The organism is Frankia sp. AiPs1 (genome assembly GCF_023716945.1).
GTDB lineage: Bacteria > Actinomycetota > Actinomycetes > Frankiales > Frankiaceae > Frankia.
In genome coordinates this window covers 1-3,628 of sequence record NZ_JAMQQF010000594.1, presented here as the reverse complement: position 1 = coordinate 3,628, position 3,628 = coordinate 1, and the positions used below count along the sequence as shown (strand labels likewise).

The 3,628-nt window shown below is 75.7% G+C and carries 4 protein-coding genes; all 4 read left to right on the top strand.

From position 1 onward, the window contains the following. Window positions 1-528 (top strand): aldehyde dehydrogenase (locus ND748_RS27980; RefSeq protein WP_251749191.1); only part of this gene is annotated, 528 nt, incomplete at its 5' end. A gap of 131 nt (window positions 529-659) precedes the next feature. Continuing rightward, a complete protein-coding gene (locus tag ND748_RS27975) occupies window positions 660-1,385 on the top strand; it encodes an SDR family oxidoreductase (RefSeq protein WP_251749190.1) in 726 nt (241 codons plus the stop codon). Next, the gene (gene lhgO, locus ND748_RS27970) at window positions 1,382-2,698 is read left to right on the top strand and encodes an L-2-hydroxyglutarate oxidase (protein ID WP_251749189.1); all 1,317 of its coding nucleotides are present in this window, start codon (window positions 1,382-1,384) and stop codon (window positions 2,696-2,698) included. Before ND748_RS27975 ends, lhgO begins: the two co-directional genes overlap by 4 nt. A gap of 96 nt (window positions 2,699-2,794) precedes the next feature. Then, window positions 2,795-3,628 (top strand): alpha/beta fold hydrolase (locus ND748_RS27965; RefSeq protein WP_251749188.1); only part of this gene is annotated, 834 nt, incomplete at its 3' end.

Below are 3,628 nucleotides of genomic sequence, written 5' to 3'. Positions count from 1 at the left end.
CTGCGGCTGGGCCCCGGCATCGAGGCGGACACCACCATGGGCCCGGTGGTGAACACCTCGCAGCGCGACTCGGTGCTCGACCACGTCCACCGGGCCCGCGCCGAGGGCGCGACGCTGCTCGCCGGCGGCGGCACCCCGGCGGACGCCGGCCTGAGCCACGGCTGCTTCGTCGAACCGACGATCCTCGGCGACGTCACCCCGGCGATGTCGATCTGGCGCGACGAGGTCTTCGGTCCCGTCCTCGCGGTGCGCACGGTCGACGGCTTCGACGAGGCGGTCGACGCCGTCAACGACTCCGTCTACGGGCTGTCGGCGTCGCTGTTCACCCGGGATCTCAGCGCCGCCCACCTGTTCCTCGACCGGGCCGACGCCGGCCAGGTCGCGGTGAACCTGCCCACCTCCGGCTGGGACGTGCACCATCCCTTCGGCGGCTTCCGCGAGTCCGGCTCGCCGTTCAAGGAGCAGGGCCTCGAGGCCCTGCACTTCTACCGCCGGGCCAAGACCACGGCGATCCGGTTCCGCTGGTGACCGCCGCCCCGAACGATCCGGGCCCACCAGGCGATCCAGGCCCACCAGGCGGTCCGGGGCCGACGAACGGTCCGAGACCGCCAGGCGGTCCGGGGCCGACGGCGACCTCAGGGCCGCTCGCGGGGCGCACGGTGCTGGTCACCGGCGCCGGGCGGGGCCTGGGGCGGGCCATGGCGCTCGGCGTGGCGGGGGCCGGTGCCACGGTCGTCGCGGTGGCCCGCACGCCGGGCGAACTCGCCGAGACGGCCGCACTGGCCGACCCGGGCCGCATCCACGTGCTGCCCTGGGACCTCGCCACGCCCGACACCGCCGACGACCTCGTCGCCGGCGCGCAGCGGCTGGCCGGACCGCTGCACGGCGTCGTGCACGCCGCCGGGATCCAACACCGGGCGCCGGCCGTGGACTTCGCCGTCGACGACTGGGCGCGAATTCTGACGGTCAACCTGAGCGCGCCGTTCTTCCTGAGCACCGCGGTGCACCGGGCGCAGGCGGCTCGGGGCGAGGCCGGCAGCCACGTGTTCATCGGGTCGTTGGCGAGCTCGATCGGGCTGCGCGACGTCGCCGCGTACGCCGCCAGCAAGGCCGGCGTCCTCGGCGTCGTGCGCACGCTCGCGGTGGAGTGGGCGGGCAGCGGCGCCCGGGTCAACTGCGTCGCCCCCGGCTACATCCGCACCGCGCTGACCGCGGACCTGTTCGCCGACGCCGAGCGGGCCGCCTGGGTCGCCGGGCGCATCCCCATGGGCCGTCTCGGCGAACCCGCGGACCTCGCCGGTGCCGTCGTCTTCCTGCTCGCCGAGGCGTCGGCGTACATCACCGGACAACTGATCAACGTCGACGGAGGGTGGCTCGCCGGATGAGCGTGTCGGAGGATCACGGCGCCACGGCGTCGAGCACGACCGGGAACGTCACGACCAGGAACGTCACGGCCACGAACGTCACGGCCGCGAACGGGTCGGGGACGGTCGGGCGGGCGACGTACGGGGTCGTGGGCGGCGGCATCATCGGGCTGGCCGTGGCCCGCGAGCTCGCGCTGCGCCACCCCGGCGCCGAGGTCGTCGTCGTCGAGAAGGAGCCGCGCCTGGCGGCCCACCAGACCGGGCACAACAGCGGCGTCATCCACGCCGGGCTGTACTACCAGCCCGGCTCCCTCAAGGCGACGCTGTGCCTGCGCGGCGGCGCGCTGCTGCGGGAGTTCAGCCAGCAGCACGGCATCGCCTTCCAGGAGCTCGGCAAGCTCGTCGTGGCCACGAACGACGCCGAACTCGAACAGCTCGCGGTCATCGAGGACCGCGCCCGGCGCAACCAGGTCCCCGACCTGGTGCGACTCGACCGCGCCGGGATGACCGAGATCGAGCCGCACATCACCGGGATCGCCGCGCTGCACTCCCCGCACACGGCGGTCATCGACTACCGGGCGGTGTGCGAGGCACTGGCGGCCGACCTCGCCGCGCGGGGCGGGCGGGTGCTGCTGTCCAGCCCCGTCACCGCCATCCGGGACGAGGGTGACCGGGTCGCCGTCACCGCCGGGGGGCAGACCCTGCGCGTCGACCGGCTCGTCGCCTGCGGCGGGCTGTCCAGCGACGCGCTGGCGGCGATGGTCGGCGACCCGGGCGACGTGCGGATCATTCCGTTCCGCGGCGAGTACTACCATCTGCGCGAAGGTCTGCGTGACCGGGTTCGCGGGCTCGTCTACCCGGTGCCGGACCCGCGGTACCCGTTCCTCGGCGTGCACCTGACCCGCGACCTGACCGGCGGCGTCCACGTCGGCCCGAACGCCGTGCTCGCCCTCGCCCTGGAGGGCTACCGCTGGCGCGACGTCAACCCGCGCGACCTCGCCCGGGTGCTGACCTGGCCGGGAATGCGCCGGCTGGCCCGCGAGCACTGGCGCAACGGCCTGGCCGAGATGGCCGGCTCGCTGTCCCGGCGCCGCTTCGCCACCGCGGTGCGCCGCTACCTGCCGGAAGTGCAGGCCGGCGACCTCACCCGGGCACCGGCGGGCGTGCGGGCGCAGGCCGTGCGCCGCTCGGGCGAGCTCGTCGACGACTTCGTGATCCGTACCAGCGGGCGGGTCACGGTGGTCCGCAACGCCCCGTCCCCGGCCGCCACGTCGTCGCTGGCCATCGCCGAGCACATCGTCGGCCAGCTCGTCGGCGCCGAGGGCAGGCCCTGACCGGTCGGTGACGGTCCGGTCGGTGACGGTCCGGTCGGTGACGATCCGCTGTCGCCCGGACGCGCGTCCCGCCCCGATGGTTGGCAGGATGTCGCCATGACCGGACACACCGCGGGACCGAGCGCCCCCTCCGACGCGGCGGACAGCCCCGCGCACGTCCGGGGCGCCGCGCTCGCCTACACCGACGCCGGCACGGGTCCCCTCACCGTCTACGCCCACGGCGTCACCCAGAGCCGGGCGTCGGAGGCGGCGTCGGGCCTGTTCGACTGGGCGCCCGTCGTCGCCGCGGGCCGGCGGCTGGTCGCCTACGACGCCCGGGGCCACGGGCAGTCCACCGGCGACCCGGTCCCGGCGCAGTACACCTGGCCGCAGCTCGCCGAGGACCTGCTCGCGCTGCTCGACCAGCTCGCCGGGGCTTCGCCGGTGGCCGGGATCGGTTCGTCGATGGGCACCGGCACGCTGCTGCACGCCGCGGTGGCCGCGCCAGGCCGCTTCGACCGGCTCGTGCTGACCGCTCCCCCGACCGCGTGGGCGTCGCGCCCGGCCCAGGCCGACCTCTACCGGCGCGGCGCCGACCTGGTCGAGACCCGCGGCCCGGGACTGTTCGCCGAGCTCGCCGCCAGCGCTTCCGTGCCCGCCGTCTTCGCCGACCTGCCCGGCTACCCGCCGGCCCCCGACATCAGCGAGAAGCTCTTCCCGTCGGTCCTGCGCGGCGCCGCCGACTCCGATCTTCCCTCCGAGCAGGCGCTGGCCAGCATCGACGTCCCGGTCCTGGTCCTGGCCTGGGCCGGCGACCCGGGCCATCCGGTCTCCACCGCCGAACGGCTCGCCGCGCTCATCGGCGGCGCGCGGCTCCAGGTCGCCGAGACCGGCGCGCAGCTCGCCCGCTGGGGCACCCTGGCCGCGGACTTCCTCGCCCCGGGCCAGGCC

What these genes read in the sequence shown, in the direction of transcription:
- lhgO (WP_251749189.1), top strand. Translation starts at nt 1,382, where the DNA reads ATGAGCGTGTCGGAGGATCACGGCGCCACGGCGTCGAGCACGACCGGG.